Here is a 22,060-nt window from a genome sequence, read left to right as displayed (position 1 = left end):
ATAATACAAATGAAAGATGATTAGTTTCAGTTCCTAACAATTGAAAGTTTTCCATCTAGATAAATATTTTCCCACTTTCCTCACAGTAGTTAAAAAGATAACAATGATTCCGATAATACTAATGAGATATAGATATAGGTGTAAGAGGAGGAGGATTATGATGAGTATTTCTTCAATAAGCAACACTGATTCTACCAAAAATGTTGAAACTGCTAAACGACAAATATATACAAAAAATTTAGCAGAGGCAGAGGCCATTTCGTCGCAAGAAAAATTAGGGATTTTTTCAGAAATGACGGATGAAAATGGACAACCGACCAAACAAGCCTATCAAACAGCTGTCAATAAGTTAAATGAGTTTATGGAATACTCACAAAAAAACTCAAAATTTGTTTTTCATGATGGACTAGAAAAATATTATGTAGAAATCGTGGATGCCAAGACAGATAAAGTTATCAAAGAAATTCCACCAAAAGAATTACTTGATGCTTATTATGAAATGCAAAAATTAATTGGGAAAATGTTTGACAAACAAATCTAGTTAGGAGGAATTTATATGACTTCAGTTAATAGTACAAGTAGTAGTACACAGTTGGCTTATTCATATTTGCAATATAAAAATAAAATTGGTGGTCTCGTATCTGGTATGGATATTGACTCTATCATGGAAAAGTTGATGAAAGCTGAAAGTGCGCAAATGGAAAAACTTCAGCAACAAAAGCAAAAGTATGAATGGACACGGGATGCCTATCGTGAAGTAAATACTTCACTTTCTGCGTTTAGGGATGGACTTTGGGATAACTATGGGACAAGTGATAAATGGAATACTAAGACTGCTACAACATCATTAAATGATTCAGTTACAGTGAAGGCAGGGACAGCCGCAAGTGGAAATTTAACAATTAGTCAAGTAACAGTAGCTCAGGTAGCTAGTCAAAATTATGATTCTGCATCTGTTACGAATAAAAGAATTACAGCAGATACAAATTTGAGTGATATTGGTCAATTGGGCGTTTCAAGTTTGAAAATTTTTGGGACAGATGCAACAACCGCACAGGGTGTCATCGATCAATTAAAGGCAAATGGTTATTCAGCGGGGATATCTAATGGACAATTTACAATTTCAGCTGGTAAAGATGCTGTACAATTCGATGATGACACACGTACTAGTCTTGAAAAACTAGGTTTTACATTTAATGTAGCTACACAAACATCTGGTAAGTTAACATTTGACAAAGATGGTGAAACACAAACAGCTGCAATTGATACAAAGTTGAGTGACATTGGATTGACTTCAGGTACACTTCAAATTAATGGTGGAGAAACTATTGATTTGAATAGTATTGTTTCTGAAGACCCTGATGCGACAGTAAGCGATTTGTTGATGGAAGTGCAAAAACAAGGATATAAAGCTTATATCTCTGACGGAAGAATTTCGATTGAATCCGAAGATGGAAAAGCCTCTCTTTCTGTGGAATCTACTATTTCATCTGCTACATTCCAAAGTCCATTAGCCAATTCTACAGGCACATCTTTTGTTACTACCTCTGCTGATTCTACACTGCAAAATTCTAGTACGATTCAAGAAGTATTAGGTGGGGCTGCACAAGATGGTATGTTTACATTACGTGCAGTACAAGCGGATGGCTCTACAAAAGACACCACAATTACGTATAAGGGAACGGATACTATTAGTTCTCTCATGAGTAAGATCAATAGCTCAGGTGCAGGAGTTACTGCTATATTCAATAATGGACAGTTAAATATCTCAGCCAACAATACTGGAGTGAGAACAGGTAGTGATGATTTAGCAGAAGTAAGTATTTTATCTACAGTCAAAGATGAAAGTGGTAATGATGTTGAAAATACATCAGGAGCATTAGAACTTTTCTCTAAATTGACAAATCAAACTATGACTGCAGATGGAAATACTGAAAAAGAATTAACATTAGCTAATGGTGGTTCTAATGCTTCGATAACAGTTAATGGCGTTCAATAGGAACAAAATTCTAATGACTTTGATATTGCAGGTTATACGATTACAGCAACAAAAAATTTAGATGCTACGCAAGATCCTGTTAAAGTTACGTCTTCTAATGATGTTGATAAAGCTGTTGAAAAAGTAAAGGCGTTTGTAGAAACGTATAATGGCTTAATTAAAGATTTGAATACACGTGTTACTGAAAAGAAAAACTTGGATTATGCACCATTAACTGACGCACAAAAAGCTGAAATGACAGAAGATCAAATATCAAAATGGGAAGCTAAAGCAAAAGCAGGTCTTCTAAAAAGTGATGATAATATTGAAACAGCATTATATTCAATGCGATCAACATTATCTCAATATGGCAGTGAATCAGGGGATACTTTATATAAACTAGGTATTACAACCACTAAAGAATGGTCAGATAACGGTAAATTAGAAATTGATGAAGAAAAATTGCGTAAAGCTATTGAAGAAGATCCTGATGTTCTTAAGCGAATCTTTAATGGAAATTCAGCTACTGGTGAGAATGGGATTATCGCTAGTTTGCGCGATTCAGCTAAAACAGCCGTTGCAAATATTGAACAAACTGCTGGTAAGGCATCATCAACATCTGATAGTTCCTATTCATTAGGTAGAACGATTTCTGATTTAGATACGAAAATTGACAACTGGAAAGATCGCCTAAAAGACATTGAAGAACGTTATTGGAATCAGTTCTCCGCAATGGAACAAGCAATCCAAAAAGCCAATAGCCAATCTTCTATCTTCTCATCAGGCTCATATTAAGTAAGGTATTCGCATTAGTTAAAGGAGTTGTTCGATTTGTCAGTACAAAATGCATACAATGCATATAAACAAAACAGTGTTACAACCGCGTCCCCGGGTGAACTGACATTAATGCTTTACAATGGCTGCATCAAATTTATCCATCAAGGAAAAAAAGCGATCGAAGCCAAAGATATTGAAAACCGCAATAGGAATATTCAAAAAGCACAGGCTATTATTTCAGAATTGATGGCGACCTTGAATATGGATATATCGATTTCAAAAGAAATGTTTAATCTATACGAATACATGCATCGTCGTTTAACAGAAGCGAATATCCAAAATGATGCGGCTATTTTAGATGAAGTAGAAGGTCTGGTTACAGAATTCCGTGATACTTGGAAAGAAGTCATCAAAATCAATCGTCAAAAACAATTTGCTGGAGATCAGTTATAATGGACCAAATCCAAGAATTGTTACAAGTTTCAGCTCAACTTTACAAGCATTTAACACAGCTTCCAGCAGATAAAGAACGAGATGCTTATATCCAAAAAATTGATGACTACTTGGACAAGCGTGGCATCATCATTGATGAGTTGAAAAAGCTCGATGCCAATCCAATCATCGGTCATCCATTTGAGAAACAATTAAGAGAGCTTGATAAAGGTATTATCGAGCGTTTAAAAAAGGCAAAAGCTGAAATTGCTCAAGATATGAAAAATCTCCAAAAATCCAAAACCTCTGAACGCCGATATGTCGATCCATATGCTAGCGTTCGAGTGATGGATGGTACTTATTTTGATGGAAGAAAATAGCGGCTATTTGCAGTAAGAGATTAGAAGGTTCTCACGAAGTACTATTTTCGTGAGAATCTTTTTTGTGTACACTTGGCATTGTTGATAATTTGGTGTTGGATGCTTATGATAAGTTAAACAGTAGGAACTTTTTAGCGAATAGTAGTAAGAGTATCCATGGTGACGTGATAGCTGAAGAAAACTGGATGTAGATCCTTGGACTAACGAATGGGAATTAGATAAAAGTTACAGTGGAACGGATAAATTTGCTAAACGAGATAAAGTCCAATACCATCTGAATTTCAAACAATAAATCTAGCAGTTGTAGGAGAGAAGGGCATGATTCTTAATCAGTGGAAAACCTTATGGGGACCGTTTCATTAGCAGTTCATCTAGTGAAAGGTAGGAAAATTGTAAGAAGTCAGAAGAGGTCATAGTTAATTTTCTTAGAAAATGAAAGACTGAATAATCTTAAGGCTTGGAAAATAAAGTGGTAACATCAGCGTAAATGCAGAAAACATTTAATGTAGATTAAAAACTGGTAATCTATAGAGGAGATGGCAGAAGGGTATTTTGCAAAAAATAGTACAGCGTGCAGATGTTTTGTGCAGCGTTTTGCAATGGCATATACATAGGACTAAAATGATTTGACATAGAGTCCTTGGGCGCATAGTCTTAGAGACAGGAAGCCGATTATTTCAATAAACGGGCTTTGCTGAAGACAGGCTACAATACGCATCACTCCACGCCCAATCTAGGTTTAACTGTCTATGTATTTTTGGGTTGCAATTTGCAATCAAACGCATTGCCAAACTCTGCACTTTAATTTTGCCATACACAATATCTGAATAGCTTTTTTAAAGTTGGTAATCTGTTTGGAATTTATGACAAGAACCTTAGCATCAAGGCTTTTGAGTGATTCATCGTTAGGCAAAAATATGATGGATGAAAATGATAAACGGATGTAGATTCCAATACTAGTTTTAAAGCTTATTTTGTCCACGGTGCAATCTAGAATACGATCGCGCAGTTGGATGACATCTAGAAGATTGTTAGAGACAGTAAAGAATATAAGCTTTTCACCTTCATCTCTCAAAATACAAACTTTCATATCAAAAGAACTAATATCTAAACCAACAAATAATTTCACGGGTTGTCCCATCCTTTCAAATTAGAAAGCCACTGAAAAAGTTCATTCATTTTCAAAAATAGGATAAAGATCAACTCTTTCAGGTCATAAAATGAAAGAAAAGATGTATTTTTATCGATAAAAATGGCGATTTTATTGTTTTTCAGTGGCGCTTGCCACAGGACGTGGCGCCGCCTTTAACCGGAGTTCCTCTACTTCAGTGGTGGATGAAGAAAACCCAAACTGATGGAAGCCTCACTTTACTTTGTTCTTTCATATATGCGAGTTGTTTTTAAAGTAAAAGGATGACTTTTTTATTCGAAATGTTTTCAAAACTATTTCCCACTTTCCGTTTGGTATAATGTTGGGATGACTCATTTTCGACAGCCAATGGGTGTGTGCCCCTCTGTTACTGTAGGCCATTTTTAATTGACTAGTTTTTTAGAGGGTCATTTTTCATTTGACAAGCAAGAATTTTTCTTTGTTCTGATAACGTTTGAAACTTGGTAAATAATCGAATTCGATTATTAGATGTATAGAGATGATTCTGTTATCATATAATAAAAACGTAAAAAAATTACGGAGGTGTAGAGTTTATGTTGAAAAGGTTTACAGTTTCTAACTATCGGATTTTTAATAAGCCTACAACGATAGACTTTTCAAAATCTCGGGATTATAAATTTAATGGGGAATGCATTAGAAATGGATTAATTAATAAATCAATAATGTATGGAAAAAATGCGGTAGGCAAAACAAATTTAGGTCGGGCAATTATTGATGTCAGATATACCATTCTTCCAAATGAGAGACGCTATCATGAAGATATCGGATTCTTAAATGCAAACAGTGAAGAGAAGGTAGCTAGATTTGAATATGTATTTTTGATTGACCATAAGGAAATCGAATATATTTATGAAAAAAGTTCTAGTTCAAAAATCTATTCAGAAAGTTTGAGTATCGAAAATGAGCTACTTTATGAATTTAATTTTGAAACTAAGCAAGGAAATTTGGAGCTTTTGAAAAAATATCCTGAACTGAAACATTTAAACTTTGAACAATGGGATAATGAAATAGCTATTTTAAGATATATATTAACGAACTCTAAATTAAAGAAATTGAGTATTTTAAAAGATCTGAGCAATTTTATTGAGACAATGGCAATTTTGAGACCAACAGATAATATGGTTCAATTTAAAGGTCCAAAGATTGTTGATAAAAGTATTACTAGTGAAATTATTGAAGGGGGATTAGTAAAAGATTTTGAAGCTTTTTTAAATTCATGTGGAGTGGAGTGTCGTTTAAAAACGGATATTACACCTGAAGGCGAACAAAGATTATACTTTGATTTTAAACGCCCATTGGAATTCATCAACAATGCTTCAAGTGGTACAAAAGCATTAACGGCATTATATATTTTTATAAAAAATTTAAAGGATATTAAATTTTTATTTATCGATGAATTCGATGCTAATTTTCATTATGAATTAGCTGAACAGATGCTTAATATTACAAAAGAAAAAATAGATTGCCAAATAATAATGACGACACATAATACAGATTTAATGACTAATAAATTTATGAGACCCGATTGCTATTTCTTAATGATGCCGAATAAAATAACAACTATAGCTGATGCAACACTGAGAGAACTGAGACAGGGACATAATTTAGAAAAACTATATCAAAGTGGGGAGTTTAAATAAAAGGGGAGAGGCCTTATTAGTACTAAATCAAGAGTTTTATTATTAGTTGAAGGAGAAAAAGAGGAAGTAGAGTTATTTCAGCATTTTTATAATCTATATGGAATGGAAGACATAGAAATAGTAGCATATCGGACAAATGTGTATGCTTTTTATAATCGATTAAAAAAGATTATAGTGATCAAGAAGGAAATATAGAATTTGAATATATAGATCTTCCTCTATTTTTGAATGATTATTTCCAATTTGAAGAGACAGCAAAACTAGATGGATCGGATTTTAGTGATATTATTTTAATATTCGATTTTGATCCACAAGATCCGCAATTTTCAAAAGGAAAATTAGAAGTTCTATTAGATAATTTTTCTAATTCAACAGAGTTAGGAAAACTCTACATCAACTATCCTATGGTAGAGTCTTATAAGGATATAATTTCATTTGAAGAAAAAGATTATCTATATCATTCAGTACATATTGATGTAATCAAAAATAAAAGAAATAATTATAAGAAATTTGTTCATTCAAGAAGCTGTATCAGTAGTATAGAAGCTATTGATAAGACGATTGCCAATTCTTTATTTGATCTCAATGCTAGTAAGTTTAAATTTATTATGAATAGTTCAGAGTATGATGTTTCAATGGAACATGGTGTATTATGTCAAAAACAATTTGAGAAACTTTCGAATGACAATGAAATATGGGTTATTAATACTAGCATCCTTCATCTATACGATGAATATGGGAAGATAAAATAAAACAAAATATTAGATTTGTTCATACCTTTTACTAAAAGTTCGCTAGACTTGTCTAGGTGTCCACTTGAATTTTTTTAGGACCAAACAAAATGAACGCCGCAAGAAGTACAGGATACCCAACGTGAAACAAAATATACTCTTTTAGAGATAAAATATACTTTACTAGATGGGGGCAATATGATTTTTGTCAATATGTAGATTTTCAATGTGGAAATTTTTTATGTATAGGGAAACAATTGCTCATGAAAGCTTTTTAAAATATTTTTTAATGTAAAAGGGAATTATTAACCATCTAAAGTTTGACACGAACAGACAGAAGCTTGATGTGAAAGATAAAAGTTGAGAGAAAAATACAGCCTATAAAAGAACAAATGAGCAGGGAAGCTTGACCAAACTCGAGCTTAGCTTGACACGAACAGGCAGTAATTTCAGTGCTAGGCACTCAAACAATTTTACAAATTTTAATGGAGAAATGCCTTCTAACCATACAAATTTTGGATTAAATCTTAGTGTGAATTCGCATTCCTAATTTATCTTCTATTTTCTTTTTTCGATTTTTAATTTGCTGTAACATCAAGTTTTCGGTATGAGGAGATATTTGATCAAATTTTTCTTGAGCTCTTTTGGCATAAGTAATAAAATTGCCAAATTCTCCTTTGTTTATCCCAAGGTCTGTATACAGGCTGTAAATTCTTTTTCTATAAGGTAAATAATTCATGTTTTGATTTGCTTTTACTTTTTTCGCTTTGTCAATCAATTGATAGGCTTTACGATAAAATTTGTAGGGACTTTTTCCTCTCATCCTAACTGTTTTTCCATCAAATATAAACCCAAGGTAATCCAAATGGTGACTCTTTTGTAAAGTAATATTGGTGATTGTTGAGTGACTATATGAATACAGTCCAGTTTTTTCTTCTTGAATGATGATTCTATTTTTTTTAGCGAGATTTCGAACCTCTATCTCTAATTTTTTAAAATCATTGATAGAAACTTCTTTCTGTCCCTGTTTCTTTGGAATCACTAGTATAAAATCATCTGAATATCTTCTATAAAATCCTAAATATCGATCCGCCATTTTTTTTATGGCTAAATCAAATTCAATGGCATAGACATTAGCAAATACAGCACTGATGGCTGTACCTTGTGGAATTCCAAATATATTTTCATTTTTCTGAGTCGGATTTTCTTTTTGAAATTTTCTGAATTCCATTAGTGTATCGAAATAACTTGTTCTTTTGGATTTTTTCATTTCTTTATCTGTTCCAAATAAATTAGATAAAAATGCTTTTTCATAATAACCATATTTAGTAATCGATTTGTATACGTTAAACCAATCGCTGTACAGTTTTGGCTGATTAAGAACCGTTAATAAATTCTTTTTTAAAATTTTATGATCGATTTTATCGAAAAAATGTGAAAAATCTCCCACTAAAATATATGCTTGTTCGAAACTGATGATTGTATTAATTATCTCAGCAGCAAAATCAATATTGGATTTTCCATTTTTATGATTCCGATAGGCAGTGGAACATTCATCTATTTTATGATTTTCGGTCCATATATTATACGCATCATTTAAACTGTCAGCGTAGTACTTATAAATATAATTATCAAGGTGGCCAGCATACATAATATCGCGGTCTTTTTTCTTGATCGGGCGATTTTGTATTTCAGGGTTTTTCTTCCCTGTATTTTTATAAAAAGAATTTACATAATGGATGAATGGCAAAAAACTATGTTTCATAATTTTTTTTGGATTTGTTACATAGCTTTCAACGGTTTCAATTTTTACTCTATGATCAAAGTGTAAGTATCGTTTTGTTTTATATTTTATAGGATCTAACATCTTCTAACCTCTTTTTGGAGCGGAAGGAATACTTAGATCTGGTTTCTAAAAACTATTCCTTCTGCAGCGCTAGGTCATAGTATCACAGTATTGACCATTTTTTATCTGTCATACACCAGAGTGACTCAACAAGTCTGTTACAATGTTATTGAGTATAATGTTAGTATCAGCCAGGAAGGTGATTTAGTGATTGTTTCACAGTTTCTCGCTCTACTTTGTAGCTTCTTACTTGACATTATCAAACACCATATTCTACTAACGTAAAAATAGTAGGCATTGAATATTCTAGCATTTTCCTTTTAAGAATGCATGCCATTTGAATCTATGTATCATATGATTTTCCACATTTTTCTTCTTTTCTTGTATAATAAAGAGAGTAAATTGGGAATCCTACTGATTAATGAAGTGAGGAGGGAATTAGAATGCCAAATAATATCGTAAAATCAATCCATTTAAAAGACTTTACGGTTTTTCAAGAAAATGATCTATCGTTTGCGAAAAGTATAAATGTGATTAGTGGCGAAAATGGTGTTGGGAAAACGCATTTAATGAAAGCTTTGTATAGCGTGGGATCATGTCTGCAAAAAACAGAGGAATCTACTAGTAAAAGGTTGGAGGAAGAACTTGCGACTAAGTTTGTCAATGTTTTTCGACCAGATCAGCTAGGAAGATTAGTCAAAAGAAAAGCAGGCAGACATAACGCAAATGTACAAATACAATGGTATTCAGAATCTTCTTTATCCCTGTCGTTTGCAACAAGTAGTTCTAAAAAGGTGAATTTGGAGTTACATAAACCACAAGAAAAATGGCCCACAATGGTTTTTATTCCAGTGAAAGAAATGATATCTGCTACAGAAAACTTCACAGGTTTGTATGAAACTTATCATATAGCGTTTGAAGAAACGTACTATGATTTAAACAAGCAATTGCTATTACCTTTGAAAAGAGGACCTTTTGAGCAGAATCAAAAGGAATTACTGAAAATATTGGAAAAAGCGCTATCTGGAAAAATTGTTCAAGAAAATAATAAATTTTACTTAAAACAAACGGGTATTGGAAAATTAGAAATGGGCTTATTAGCTGAAGGGTACCGTAAAATTTCAACGATTGTTCAATTGATTGCAAATGGAACGATTCAAGAAAATACAATTCTTTTTTGGGATGAGCCAGAGTCCAATATCAATCCTAAAATGATTCCAGTTTTGACAAAGTTATTCGTGCAACTAGCAAAATTAGGGGTTCAATTATTTATCTCTACACACAGCTATTTCTTAATGCAAGAGTTAGGATTATTTGCAGAATATGAGAATCATGATAAATTAGATATTCAATTCGTTTCAATGTTTCTAGAAGAGGATGAGGTCAAAATTGAAACGGCTGATCAACTAAAAGACTTGCAACATAATGTGATAGAGGAAGAGTTTCAAAGACTATACACTCATGAGCAGGAGTTGTTTTTTAATGACTAATGTGCATGAAAGTCGTATGAATTTTTCATTTGATTCATCTGTTACAGTGACCAAATTCGATGAAACAACTTTTTTTAATAAGCACTATAAAAAGTTACAAGAGTCAAAAGGGATTGATTTTATCATCTTAGAGGAGAGAGTAAATCGATTTATCATGATAGAGGTTAAAAATTTTAGAGGTTATTTACAAGACTCAAAAACAAAAGATAGATTAAAACTCCAAAGTTCCAAAAGTGTAATAGTAGAAACAGCATTAAAAGTTAGAGATTCCATTGCTTGTATTGTAGGAGCAAATCGATGCCAACAAGAAACAGATTTAAGCCCATATCAAAAAGCAATCGATTCAAAGAGTAAGATAAAAGTGATTTTATTATTAGAAGTACCTACATTTTCAAAAAAAGATTATAAATTTTTCACAGATGATTTAAAGAAAAAATTAGCTTGGCTAAATGTTCGAGTGTTAGTGACTAATATGGAAATGCTGCAAGAAGAATTTTCATGGTTGCGTATTGAAAACTTGCCAAATAGTCAATGATTTTTTGCTAAATCAATAATTTATTCATTTCGTTACAATATAAAATGGCAGATTGAATGGATTAAGTCTATCTATTTCCATAAATAAGACGACTAAACTAAAAATGGATTAATCGTCTTTATTTTTATCTCTTGTCGAAAACAATTTGTCTTTATATTTAATCCATATTGGTACGAAATAATGCATGACTACAGGAATTTGAATTTGCTTTATCGATTGATCCTATGAATGCAAACATTTAAGATAATGTTGATAATAATGAAAGAAGTAGGCAATAACAGAGAAAAACTTGAGAAATAACTAGAGAAGATAAAAAAAGCAATACTGAAAGACTAATTGAAATGACGAGAACTGTTAGGAAAAGTCGTTGCTGGAATACTTAGCGTACTTTAGTGACCTTATTTATATAATCGTCAAAGGAGCTCAATCATGCAAATCGAATCACTGTTCAAATCATGGCAAGCACAAGCTGCCAATCTTCCATCCTATTTAAAACAAGAACTAGTAGCGATCGAAAACGACCAACAGGCTATCGACGATCGTTTCTATCAATATGTTCCATTTGGTACAGGAGGTATGCGAGGGTTACTAGGGGTCGGTACCAATCGTATGAACATTTTCACGATTAGACGTGTGGCTTTTGGTTTGGCAAAGAGTATCGCGTTTGATGGTGAAGATGCTAAGGTCCGAGGGGTAGTGATTTCTTATGATTCTCGTCATTATTCATATGAGTTTGCATTGGAAACGGCGAAAGTTCTTGGAGAACAGGGGCTGAAAACTTTTGTATTTGCTGAGCCGCGACCAACGCCGGAGTTATCCTTTGCTGTTCGTCATCTCCATGCATATGCAGGTGTGATGATTACGGCCAGCCATAATCCGAAAGAATATAATGGCTTTAAAGTATATGGAAAAGATGGGGCACAGCTGACTCCTACGCATGCCGATCAAATTGTACATATAATGGAGGACATGGACGATATTTTCGCGATTAAAGTAGCATCGCTTGAAGAGCTTCAGCAAAAAGGGCTTTATACAGAGATTTTGGCAGAAATCGATACTGCTTTTCAGCAAAATCTGCAAACCATTTCTGAAAGAACAAATATCGATAAAGATCTTTCCATCGTCTACACTCCCCTTCACGGCGTCGGTTATGTGCCAATTATGCAGGGGTTAACCAATGCAGGATTTACCAATGTTCATGTCGTGAAAGAGCAAACGGTTCAAGATGGGGATTTTTCAACGGTGGTTTATCCAAATCCAGAAGAGCCTGAAACATTTCGATTAGCGATGGAATTGGGAAAGAAAACGTCCGCGGATCTATTACTAGCAACAGATCCTGATTCTGATCGACTAGGTGTTGCCGTTCGGAATCATAATGGCTATCAATTGCTTACAGGCAATCAAGTAGGTGCACTTGTAACCGATTATTTGATTAAAACAAAGAAAGAAAAGGATATGCTCCCTTGTAATGCCGTTCTTGTTAAAACGATTGTTACGTCTGAATTGGGAGCTAAAATTGCAAAGCATCATCGTATTCATACAATCAATACATTAACAGGCTTTAAATATATAGCGGAACAAATTGAACATTTTGAAAAAAAGAAAAATTATTCCTATCTATTTGGCTATGAAGAGAGTTATGGCTATCTCGTCAAGACTTATGTGCGTGATAAAGATGCCGTACAAATGGCTGTGTTGATCGCAGAAATGGCAGGATATTTTGCATTAGAAGGGCGAACATTATTAGAGGCTTTAGAAGATTTGTATCAAACCTATGGCTATCATCGAGAAGCACTTGTTGCAAAAGTATATGAAGGGCAAAGCGGACAGCAACAAATCGCAACGATTATGGAAAGCTTACGTCAGCATCTTCCGTCAATTATTGCTGGTGTTCGTGTTCTTTGCGTGGAAGATTATTTAACGAGCAAAGCTATTTTTGCGGATGGACATACGGAAACGTTAACTTTGCCAATTGAAAATGTGTTGAAATTTAAATTAGAAGATGATTCTTGGATTGCCGTTCGCCCATCAGGTACAGAACCAAAGTGTAAGTATTATTTTGGTGTTGTAGGTGAAACCGCGGCCATTGCAGAAAAGAAATTAGAAGTACTTAAAAAGGCATTTGAAGCAATCCGTTAAGATAATATTTGGAAGACGTAGGATTGATGGCAGTTGCAGGGGAGTTCCTCCATGTTTTTGTCTAGATAAGACTTATGACATGTCATTCTTTTGAAATTAATAATGATTTTCATATGTAAAGTACTTTTATCCTATTGAATATTTCTGTATAATAGAAAATAAATTTGAGTGTTGTTAAAGAAGTAGTTTTTACCTATTTTTAGGTTCGCCAATAAATTGGAATATCTAAAGGAGACTTTGCTTATTCGATAAAGCCTATTTAGCTTTAGGATCCTTTTCGAAAAAATCTAGGGGAAATATAAAGTGAAACTTCACAGATCAGTGGTTTATCCGCCAATATGTATTAGTTGAACCAAATAGGATTTTTACAGGCAAGTAGACCTCCTCTATGCGCAGTATCTTCTTGCGTCTTGAATTAGATCTTACTTTTATTACCTGTTATCGGGATACAACAGAAGAATTGTTTATCATCTAGATTTTCACTATTAACATGCTCTAAAAATTGTTGAAGATTGAAGGTGCTTAGGAGTGAAATATAAGCGAAAAGAATCCTTTCGTCATGTATTTGAGCGGAATGTGACTGTAGAGTATAAAGTGTTTTCAGAGCAAGGGAAAGGAAAATCTGAGTTTTGTCGTTTGGTAGATCTGAGCCCAAGTGGTGCAAAAATCGCGATGCCTATGAATCTACCTGTAGAGAAACAGACGTTTCAAATCGAATTGGATTTTGTGCTTTATGCCAAGCCTATTTCTGTGAAAGGAACTGTGAAATGGAAACTGACACAGAATGGTGGATATTTGTATGGCATCGATTTAGAAGAAAATGAAGTGGTAGAAGAGCTAATTATTTCAGAGTTGAAATTACGCCGTCGCCAAGAGGTTAAAGAAAATAATTAAAGATGTTCTCACAGAAAGGACGCCCCTTTTTGTGAGAATTTTTTTGCTTTATTTTGTTCAGTTGCGATTCATATGTCATGAATTTACCAAATCTCTTAAAATTTCATCTCTATAGACGATATAAACTATAAGAGATGATTGATATACATTTTAACAAGATGAAATAATGCTAATTCACTATTAGCGATGAAAAATGAACTATTTCAATACAAACAGACAATCGAAAAGGGAGGATTCTTGTGCGTATTAAACCTTTTATATCAATGGGACTAGCTTCGATATTGATCGTGCCAACACTTATAACGGCAGCGAATCCAGAGCTAGCACATGCCAAAACATCTTCAAAGGCTTCATCCAAAAAAATTAGTGCAAAAGCCAAGTCAGTAATTTACAAAATCAAAGCGATTAATCCGAAAAAAACGAATTATATTTCCAAAACAAAAGCAGCTGTTAGTGCTTACAATAAGCTATCGAAAAAAGACAAAAAGATGGTTTATAACTACTCCACACTCAAAAAGCATTGGAGTAAAACGAAAGCCTATTTGAAAAAAATCGACAATCTGAACAAAAAGGTTGCTGCCTTAAATACGAAAAATTATGCAACAAAAATAGCAGCGATTAAAAAGCAATATAGTAGTTTAAATAGAGTGACGAAAGCAGCTGTTCCTAAAACAACTGTTAAAAAAATCAACTATTATGCCAATCGAAAAGCAAACTTAGTCATTGCAAGCATCAAAGCGATTAATCCCAAAAAGTCCGATTACATTGTCAAAACCAAGGCAGCTGTTAGTGCTTACAAAAAATTATCAAAAACAGATAAAAAGAAAGTCACAAACTATGCAACACTAAAGAAATATTGGAAAAATATCCAACCATACTTGAAAAAAATCGACACATTTAATAAAAATGTTTCAACCTTAAATAGTAAAAACTTTACAACCAAATCTGTATCTCTACAAAAACAATTCGACAGTCTAAATGCTGCGATCCAAGCAGCCGTTCCAAGTACCACCTTGAAAAAACTAAGCTATTATTCGGATGTTGTCAGTACGAATAAATTATTGTTGATGTCGGTGGAACCAGATGGCACAACTATTTTAAATATTATAAATGCTTACAAAAAATTATCCGGTGCACAACAATCATTATTAAGAGATTTGGTGGATTCAAGTAAAGAGGCAACTCTAGATGAATATTTAGCTATTGAAGACATTGTAAAAGTTGCGGCTGACATTGAAAAACAATATGCGGCATTATCACCAGTAAGCAAAGCGAAACCACAGGATTTAGTGGCTTTATACAACGATTACAAGGATGTTGAAAATGAGTCTATAGTTTATAAGCTTAAAGATGCATCTGGTAATGAAATAGAGCCGGGGACAGAATACAAGGTAAGTAATTTTGTACCTCATAGTGGGGAAATTAATAATATCGGTTCTGCTTATAAGGATGAAATTGACAATGCAAAAAGTTTCAATGATCTTATTGATAAGTTGGAAGCTAATACTGATTCCAATCCTTATAACACGATTAAAAACGTCTTGCCTTCGTCAGATTACCAAGAACCTAGTATTACAAAAGATTCATTAGGCTATTCAATAAAAATAAAACCTATTGATTTGGCAGACAAGAATGCGGTTGCCACTTATAAAAAATATGTATCAGTACCAGATATAATTGATGGCTTTGAAAATGCTAATTTGCCTTTGTTAAGTTTATCTGCATTATCTTCCGCTAACATTGCCTCATTAGCCGATTTGTTACCGCAATACAATAAACTTGGTGCAAATCAGAAAGCAATCGTACAAAATAAACTGGCGGCAGATAGCAATAACGCGAAAGACTATCTTTCAGAAGGAAAAAATCTTACAAGCGCACAAGCTATTGATAAAAGCTATGAATCTGCTCTGAAAAATAAAGCGAAATCAAGTTATTTTGCTGATTTAAAGAAAGTATACGACACGTATAATGCTGCTACGCCAGAAGTAAAGCGATTTGTTGTGAATGCATCAAATATTAATGACATCACAAAGAACGGTTCAGAGTACAGTAAAGCCTTAGCCGATGCAAATGCCCTTAAACAGGCTATCGAAGGGTTAAATGAAAATAGTACACTTTCTGGTATTAATGCAGTTATAGCAAAATATAAAAGTTTATCAAATCAAATGCCAACGCCATTATCTTTAGTAGATTCAGCAACATTAAAAACATATAATCAATTTGCTGCAATTCCCGATGTGGTGAAATTAGTAAACAAAATACCTACAAAAGCAGAACCAGCAAAAGAAGGCGATGCATACGGCTATAAATCAAAAGATATTAGCAATATTTTATCAGCCATTAAGTCTTACAAAAAATTAGGAAGTACTCAGCAAACAATCGTTGATATTGAAACTAAAATGGTTGATAGTACAAATAGAAACCCGACTATCGCAACTTTAGCTGCAGATCAGTCCAATATCACAGCAGCTCAAAAAATTGATAGTGCATATGCAAAACTGAAAAAATCTAGCAGTACCTATACGAAAGATGCGAAAAAAGTATATGGAGATTATGACGACGCTTCAAATGATGTGAAAAAATATATTGTAAACGGTGGAAGAATAAGCGGCCTCTTAACAGCTATTAAGGATTCTCAAGATATTGCTGATGAGTTTGAAAAGAAAGTGAATGCATTAAGCAAAAAAAGTAAAATTGCAGATGTGGAGAGTGTAGTTGATTACTATAATACGTACATCAGCACGAGCCCTAAAGTTAGCAATTTGGTCGATAAAGCTGTTCTAAAAAAATACAATGATTATGCACCTGTTTCAAATGTTGTCAAATTGTTGAGTCTTATTAAAGAATCAAATGTCAGCTCACCATCTGTTACTCCAACTGATGTGAAATATATACAACAATCGACAATAGCTTATAATGCTTTAAAAACGGACCCCAAAATGATTATAGATGATGCGGATCGCTCTAAGTTCCCATTCTTATATGATGGAAAATATATTACAGAGGCAGCAGCTATCGACAAGGCTTATGAAAAAGTGAAACCGACAGATGATCAATATGAAATAGAGATTTTAGATGTTTACTACCAAATGTATGATCGTGCACCTGCCGTTGTTCAAAAATATGTAGCCAATAAAGCGGAACTGGATAAGATTGGCACACGCTATGCACCACAATTGACCATCGTTCGAGATTTCGAAACGAAAGTAAGACAGATGTCGCATGTCAGTGAAAACGGTGCTACACCAAAGATTGCAAGTGTCCAAAGTCTCGAAAAATATTATTTTGATAACATAAAATATAATAAGATCAATGCTAAATATAATATTCCATTATCCACACTCATTGATCCAGAGGTGATGGAGGAGTATCGTAAATATTCATTGGTTTTACAAATTCAAGATATTGCAAAAACGATATATGTTTTATATGGAAAATTGTTTAATGAAGAAAATGTAGAATTTGATAAAGTAAAAGATGATTTTTATTGTAATGACAAGGGTGATACAACTCGTTGCCATCCTAAATCTGATGAACCTAGTAACTATTATGAAATTTCTAAAAAGGGGTATACTGATTCTGGCAAACGAGATGGAAATCCTATTAAAATCACAAATCCAAACGATATTAAATTGATTTATAAAGCGATTGATTATTTTAAACAATTAGATACACCACAAATTGCTATTTTGAAAAAAGCACCATCGTCACTAAATGACACATATTATAAGGATCGATATGGTGGTAATAATGATCCTAATACAGAATCAGGTGATGTTCACCCATCTATCCCAATGAGTATGGGAGAAATTAACAACTTCCTAAAAGCACAAGAAATTGATAAAGAATATGAAGCCTTGAGTCCATCAAGCAAAACATATATTCAAGATGCGATTGCACTGTACTATAAATTTTATAAAGCCGGTAGACCGGTTCAGTTATATACTGTGCATGAAAAAGATATTAAAGCGTTCAGCACAAGCTATGATACAGCTAGTCTGATTAGTGGGATTGAAAGTTTTATAAACAAAGTGAATTTGCTTTCGAGTACAAGTCTATTGACGGATGTTACAGGTGTTGTTGCTCAATACAATAAGTTAAATGAAGCACAACTCTCTGTACTTGATCAAGGCGTTCTCACCAAATACAATGTCTATGCACCGATTGCAGAGATTAAGGATTTAACAGAAGAAATAGATTCAGATAAAGATGGCAAATACATTACTTCAGATATTGAAAAAATGCTAAAAGCTATTACGATTTATAAAAAATTAACGAAAGATCCAAAAACAATCGTTCAAAACTACATGATTTCGAGCAGTCCATTCTTGAATGATGAAACAGAAATAAAAGCAGCCCAAAAAGTCGACAAAGCCTTCAAAGCACTCGACAAGACAGATGATAAATATGTAACGAAACTGAAAAAAGTGGCAAAAGACTTTGAAGCTTTGGAGAATCTAAAACTAAGTGGACTTGGTAGTAGTGACACTGCTAAAAACTATGTAACTTCTAATATTGGTGAAGCACTTAAATTGGCGATTTACAGCAAACCGAATAATCAAGCAGAACAGTTTGAAAAGTTAATTGTTGGAGATAAAAATGATGAAAATGATGAAAATGCACTGATCAATAAATATCCATTGACTTATGCAGATGTGGAAAAAGTTGTGCAAACTGATACATTTTCATATAATAATTTAAGTTCCAAAGCAAAATCATTAGTCGATAGTGGGGTTATGAAAATATACAACAAATACGCACCGATTGTAGATGTTGTCACAACCTTGAAGGGAATAAATCCACCTACTGATGACCAATTAACGAACTGGACAGCTAACATTGCTAACCTTAATGATAGTGCAGATAATTTCGATTCAAATAAAACTGGAACTGGATATTATAAAGATGATGAAGAAAACAAAATTTTAAATGCTATTCAGTTATATAATAAGTTGGGTGCTGACCAAAAAAATATTGTATTAAATAAGGTTTCTCCAGCTAATGTTGGAGACCCTACACCTTCTAATGGATTAACGAATGAACAAATTGCTCTTTTAAATGAAACCAACAACATCAAAGCAGCACAAGCATTAGATAAAAAGATTGCGGCGATTAAACCAAAATCTTCAGGATATGCAAAAGCAGTAATCGATGCCAATAAAACGCTAGATGTAATGCCACCTGAACAAAGAGTTTATGTTCAAAATGCAACAGTTTTAAAAAAATATGGAGCAACTACCCAAATGAAAAAAGCAATTCAAGATTTATCAAATTTTGAACAGGGTGTTGGAAAAGTAGATGAATGGACATCTCAATTAAAAAATGATGATGGAACTATTGCTAATACATGTAAGGAAAATACTACTGATTCTTCAGGAATGGATTGCAACACAGCTATCAATAATAAAATGGTATATTTAAAAGGCTTATATGACCAACTAAATACACCAAGACTTATTGACGGTGCAGAAACGAAATTAGCGCCATTAATCGACCGAACAGTACTAGCACGCTACCAATATTTCCGTGAAATCTATGATGTGATCGATCAATTATAAAAAGTCATTCAAACATCCATAAACACACTAAATTGACTTCCCTTTCTCCTATTGAGAGGGAAGTTTTTTATTGAATGAAAAATTTTAATAACATAAAAAAATTAATCTCTCCTCCATCATTAATTTAATCCATCTAGACTTTGTATGATTATAAAATTGATTTAATCATAAATATTTCCATTTATTATCTTTACAATTGGTTCCAATCTTATAAAATTACTAAATATTTGCTTCGAAAAACCGATAATGGATAAGAAACCGTTTATATATATATACATAATTTAGGCAGGATGGTGTTTTCAGTGGAATATCGCCGTAAAGAATCGTTTCGACATGTATTAATTCATGAGGTACCAGTTACCTATACTATCCAAAAGGATGGAAGGACCACCTATCAGAAAGGGAAAATCGTCGACATCAGTCCAAGTGGTCTTAAGCTGTTTACAGAGGAGAATCTTCAATATGAGAGAAGGACACTTGAATTAGATTTGTCATTTATACTCTATTCAAAACCAATCAATGTAAAAGGCGATGTTCGTTGGAAGAAAACTTCTGGTGATGGATATTATTATGGTATTGATATGGATAACGTAGAAGAACATCAAGAATTGATTATTTCGGAGCTAAAATTGCGTCGAAAGAAAGAGGTTTTTGAGGAAAAAAGACAAAATTCGTGAAAATCTTTGGTTAAAAATATAAAAAATTTTTATGTTTTAAGAAGGAGTTTTTAGGGAAATGTAGAATATGTATATATGGTTGAATAAAGGAGGAGTTTACATGCTAACATTTAACATTCGTGGTGAAAACATTGAGGTAACTCCAGCAATTCGCAAGTATGTTGAATCTAAAATTCAAAAATTAGAACGCTATTTCAATAATGATTTAGATGCAACTGCTAATGTGAATTTAAAGGTTTACAATGATAAAAGGACAAAAGTGGAAGTAACGATTCCAATGAAAAATTTAACTTTACGAGCTGAAGAGCGTAATAGTGATATGTATGCAGCCGTTGATTTGATAACTGCTAAATTGGAACGTCAAATTCGTAAACATAAAACGAAAGTGAACCGAAAATTCCGTGATCGTGAGGGTGTAGGTTTATATTTCGCAAATGTTCAATCTGAAAAGTCAGCAACCAAAGTGGCAGAGTCAGAAGATGATTTCTCAATTGTTCGTACAAAACAATTTTCATTAAAACCAATGGATCAAGAAGAAGCTATTCTGCAAATGAATCTTCTTGGACATGATTTTTATATTTTCACAGATGCAAAGTCTGATGCCACTAATATTGTTTATAAACGAAAAGATGGTAAATATGGTCTAATCGAAACAAACTAAGTTCATGTGTAACTTTTATCTGTTACTTATATAAAACCCAGCTGTTAAATCAGCTGGGTTTTCATTTACAGAAAAGTTCTTGCATTCACAGGTGTTATGATTTCCTCACGCCAAGAAATAAGTAGTGGTGAGCTTACTGCTTGTAAAAACGGTTAGTTCAGCTCATACACAATGTTAAAAAATCCTATTATCTGAATCTTTACTTTATCTGGAAGGAATCTCTAGATGCTCTTTTAGTGTGTCGGAAACTTGAGCTAATTCTCCTTTATCCATGATGTAATACCAAATTCCATTAACAGTCGATCCTTGCCCTTTTTCAAAATAAATTTGTTGGATGTTACTAAAAGATGGCCGATAGTTTTGCTGTAATTCTATTAGTTGGTCAAATGTGAGGTTTGTTGAAATATTTTTGCCAAGAATATCGAATATATTTTGGTATTTCAATATGGTTTTGAATGACGTTCCTTCTTCGATAATGGATTGAATCACTTGTTTTTGACGATTTTGTCTTCCAAAGTCCCCTTCTGGATCTTCTTTACGCATACGCACATATTCTAACGCAGCTGCTCCATCTAACGTGATCATCCCTTTTTTAAAATGATAATCTCCTTCTTGAAAAGCCATTGCGTTTTGGACTTTTACTCCTCCAATTGTATCGATAATCTGTTCGAATCCTTCCATATTCACTTTCGCTACATAGTCGATCGGGATATTCAATAAGTTTTCGACCGAACTCATTGTCATTTCAATCCCCCCAAAGGCATAGGCATGATTGATTTTATCTTTTATATTTTTGCCAACAATTTGCGTATACGTATCACGTGGAATACTGATCATTAGTGTATTGTTCTTTTGTGGATTCACAGACAAGACAATCATTGTATCCGAGCGACCGACGTCACTTTTTCGTTCATCTACGCCAAGAAGTAAGATGGAAAATGGTTGTTGTTCTGCTAATTTTACGGGTTCAGTTCTTTCTATTGCTGAAGTCCTCTTTAAGGGGGTATGAATTTCTTCAAAAGTAGCTGCTACATTATGATAAATAGTATAAGCTAGGATGCCTATTGCAATAAGGACAACGATGATGATAAGGCTTCCCCATTTGAATAACCTACGTATTTTCAAAAATAAGACCTCCTAGTTTCTAGTAC

16 protein-coding genes and 1 pseudogene are annotated in these 22,060 nt (G+C 33.3%); 14 read left to right on the top strand and 3 right to left on the bottom strand.

Annotation, left to right across the window (positions count from 1 at the left end):
* Positions 1-160 precede the first annotated feature (160 nt).
* From FEZ13_RS09425 to fliT, 5 genes and pseudogenes are all read left to right on the top strand, one after another.
* Positions 161-541 (top strand): flagellar protein FlaG, encoded by a 381-nt coding sequence (locus tag FEZ13_RS09425; RefSeq protein WP_146552409.1) that lies wholly within the window; start codon positions 161-163, stop codon positions 539-541.
* A 15-nt stretch (positions 542-556) separates the two neighbouring features.
* On the top strand, positions 557-1,999 hold the full coding sequence (locus FEZ13_RS09420) for a flagellar cap protein FliD N-terminal domain-containing protein (protein ID WP_146552408.1): 1,443 nt from the start codon (positions 557-559) through the stop codon (positions 1,997-1,999).
* A gap of 18 nt (positions 2,000-2,017) precedes the next feature.
* A pseudogene (gene fliD, locus FEZ13_RS09415) lies at positions 2,018-2,773 on the top strand (flagellar filament capping protein FliD); the annotation flags it as partial.
* A gap of 36 nt (positions 2,774-2,809) precedes the next feature.
* On the top strand, positions 2,810-3,208 hold the full coding sequence (fliS, locus tag FEZ13_RS09410; protein ID WP_146552406.1) for a flagellar export chaperone FliS: 399 nt from the start codon (positions 2,810-2,812) through the stop codon (positions 3,206-3,208).
* Positions 3,208-3,567 carry a flagellar protein FliT gene (gene fliT / locus FEZ13_RS09405; RefSeq protein ID WP_146552405.1) on the top strand — a complete coding sequence of 120 codons (360 nt, stop codon included), beginning with the start codon at positions 3,208-3,210 and terminating at the stop codon, positions 3,565-3,567. The genes fliS and fliT overlap by 1 nt, the downstream gene beginning before the upstream one ends.
* Positions 3,568-4,342: 775 nt before the next feature.
* On the opposite strand, the gene FEZ13_RS09400 is transcribed toward fliT, so the two are convergent.
* Positions 4,343-4,696, bottom strand: a complete 354-nt coding sequence (locus FEZ13_RS09400) for an IS110 family transposase (protein WP_146552404.1) — start codon at positions 4,694-4,696, stop codon at positions 4,343-4,345.
* A gap of 575 nt (positions 4,697-5,271) precedes the next feature.
* Between FEZ13_RS09400 and FEZ13_RS09395 the strand changes: the two genes are divergently transcribed.
* Together FEZ13_RS09395 and FEZ13_RS09390 are read left to right on the top strand one after the other, a co-directional pair.
* On the top strand, positions 5,272-6,378 hold the full coding sequence (locus FEZ13_RS09395) for an AAA family ATPase (RefSeq protein ID WP_146552403.1): 1,107 nt from the start codon (positions 5,272-5,274) through the stop codon (positions 6,376-6,378).
* 224 nt (positions 6,379-6,602) lie between these two features.
* Positions 6,603-7,130, top strand: coding sequence for a hypothetical protein (locus FEZ13_RS09390; RefSeq protein WP_146552402.1), 528 nt, complete (start codon positions 6,603-6,605; stop codon positions 7,128-7,130).
* A gap of 499 nt (positions 7,131-7,629) precedes the next feature.
* On the opposite strand, the gene FEZ13_RS09385 is transcribed toward FEZ13_RS09390, so the two are convergent.
* Positions 7,630-8,976 (bottom strand): reverse transcriptase domain-containing protein, encoded by a 1,347-nt coding sequence (locus FEZ13_RS09385; protein WP_146552401.1) that lies wholly within the window; start codon positions 8,974-8,976, stop codon positions 7,630-7,632.
* A gap of 422 nt (positions 8,977-9,398) precedes the next feature.
* Between FEZ13_RS09385 and FEZ13_RS09380 the strand changes: the two genes are divergently transcribed.
* The 7 genes from FEZ13_RS09380 to hpf all read left to right on the top strand — a co-directional run bounded on the left by FEZ13_RS09380 (position 9,399) and on the right by hpf (position 20,909).
* Positions 9,399-10,445: an AAA family ATPase gene (locus FEZ13_RS09380; RefSeq protein ID WP_146552400.1), complete on the top strand. Its 1,047-nt coding sequence runs from the start codon at positions 9,399-9,401 to the stop codon at positions 10,443-10,445.
* Positions 10,438-10,980: a hypothetical protein gene (locus FEZ13_RS09375; protein ID WP_146552399.1), complete on the top strand. Its 543-nt coding sequence runs from the start codon at positions 10,438-10,440 to the stop codon at positions 10,978-10,980. The genes FEZ13_RS09380 and FEZ13_RS09375 overlap by 8 nt, the downstream gene beginning before the upstream one ends.
* A gap of 429 nt (positions 10,981-11,409) precedes the next feature.
* A complete protein-coding gene (locus FEZ13_RS09370) occupies positions 11,410-13,119 on the top strand; it encodes a phospho-sugar mutase (RefSeq protein ID WP_146552398.1) in 1,710 nt (569 codons plus the stop codon).
* A 528-nt stretch (positions 13,120-13,647) separates the two neighbouring features.
* Positions 13,648-14,013 (top strand): PilZ domain-containing protein, encoded by a 366-nt coding sequence (locus tag FEZ13_RS09365; protein WP_146552397.1) that lies wholly within the window; start codon positions 13,648-13,650, stop codon positions 14,011-14,013.
* A gap of 239 nt (positions 14,014-14,252) precedes the next feature.
* The gene (locus tag FEZ13_RS09360; protein ID WP_146552396.1) at positions 14,253-19,571 is read left to right on the top strand and encodes a hypothetical protein; all 5,319 of its coding nucleotides are present in this window, start codon (positions 14,253-14,255) and stop codon (positions 19,569-19,571) included.
* Positions 19,572-19,873: 302 nt separating this feature from the next.
* Positions 19,874-20,248 carry a PilZ domain-containing protein gene (locus tag FEZ13_RS09355; RefSeq protein WP_186725828.1) on the top strand — a complete coding sequence of 125 codons (375 nt, stop codon included), beginning with the start codon at positions 19,874-19,876 and terminating at the stop codon, positions 20,246-20,248.
* A 100-nt stretch (positions 20,249-20,348) separates the two neighbouring features.
* On the top strand, positions 20,349-20,909 hold the full coding sequence (gene hpf / locus FEZ13_RS09350) for a ribosome hibernation-promoting factor, HPF/YfiA family (RefSeq protein WP_146552395.1): 561 nt from the start codon (positions 20,349-20,351) through the stop codon (positions 20,907-20,909).
* Positions 20,910-21,113: 204 nt separating this feature from the next.
* Here hpf and FEZ13_RS09345 read toward each other — a convergent pair whose 3' ends face one another.
* Positions 21,114-22,034, bottom strand: a complete 921-nt coding sequence (locus FEZ13_RS09345; RefSeq protein WP_146552394.1) for an LCP family glycopolymer transferase — start codon at positions 22,032-22,034, stop codon at positions 21,114-21,116.
* Positions 22,035-22,060: the final 26 nt, after the last annotated feature.

The sequence above is a fragment of the Rummeliibacillus sp. SL167 genome (assembly GCF_007896505.1).
Classification (GTDB): Bacteria; Bacillota; Bacilli; order Bacillales_A; family Planococcaceae; genus Rummeliibacillus; species Rummeliibacillus suwonensis.
This window is presented reverse-complemented; position numbering and strand designations above follow the sequence as displayed.